2 protein-coding genes are annotated in these 1,117 nt (G+C 46.3%); both read right to left on the reverse strand.

Features of this window, described 5'->3' with window-relative positions:
• Positions 1 to 775: ATP-binding protein (locus tag F6K51_RS37900; protein WP_365940684.1), on the reverse strand; the 775-nt coding region annotated here is incomplete at its 3' end.
• 47 nt (positions 776 to 822) lie between these two features.
• Positions 823 to 1,117: histidine kinase dimerization/phospho-acceptor domain-containing protein (locus F6K51_RS38890; protein ID WP_365940685.1), on the reverse strand; the 295-nt coding region annotated here is incomplete at its 5' end.

Below are 1,117 nucleotides of genomic sequence, written 5' to 3' on the forward strand. Positions count from 1 at the left end.
TCCAACCATTCATCCCTGGCATGAGCAAGTCCGTAATAATTACCTCAGGCTGACACTGAGCTTTCTCCAAACCCTCTTGACCGTTGGTGGCCTCCACCAGTTCAAACCCAAGGGGGGCAAGCAGATTAACCAAAACCATGCGATTTTCCCATTTATCATCCACCACCAGGATTTTCCGCCCCTGGCCTTTGAAGCCAATGATCCCTGTTTGAGAAGCCATGGGGGCATCTAAGCTTTCTGTGGCTTCTGGCAACTCCAAATTAAACCAAAACACACTGCCAATTTCCGGCTGGCTCCTGACTTCTAAGGTAGAGTTCATCATACACAGGAGTTTCTGAGTAATCGCTAATCCCAATCCTGTCCCTTCTGCTTTGGGAAAGGGATTTCCTACTTGCTCAAAGGGTAAAAAAATCTTTTGTAATTGCTCTGGGGTTATACCAATCCCAGTATCTTCTACTTGAAACCGGATTTTTGTCCTTTTTTCTTTGTTAAGCTCCCTTGTGAAGGAGGGTGATGGGGAGATATCCTTTTGGGTAGATTCAAGGACACTCACTTTCAAGGTTACTTCCCCAGAGTCAGTAAACTTGATGGCATTACTTAGGAGATTCATCAGTACTTGTCGTAGGCGTTTCTCATCCCCATAGATGCCATTGGGGAGTTGAGAAAGGGGTTGGTAAGTAAATACAATGTCCTTCTGATTAGCGCGGATACTGCAGATGTCAACCAGGTTTTCCAGAAAGGAGGAAAAATGAAAATTTCTAGGAACGAGTTCCATTTTCCTGGCTTCAATTTTGGATAGATCTAGAATGTCGTTAATCAGGGTTAACAGGTGTGAACCACACTGATGAATGATGTGGACGCCTTTGAGTTCCTCGGGGTCATGGTTTTGGACTTTTTGAGGATTTGGGTGTAGCCGAGGATACCATTAAGGGGGGTTCTTAGTTCGTGGCTCATGTTAGCCAGGAATTCGCTTTTGGCACGATTGGCGACGTCCGCAGCCTCTTTAGCATGTTGGAGTGCGGCTTCCGCTCGGTTGCGAGCAGTGACATCAACCATAACCGCTAGAGACCGAACCACCTGACCTAACTCATCTTGTTCAGCAATAGCGGAAAGAAGC

This window comes from Moorena sp. SIO3I8 (assembly GCF_010692325.1).
Classification (GTDB): Bacteria; Cyanobacteriota; Cyanobacteriia; order Cyanobacteriales; family Coleofasciculaceae; genus Moorena.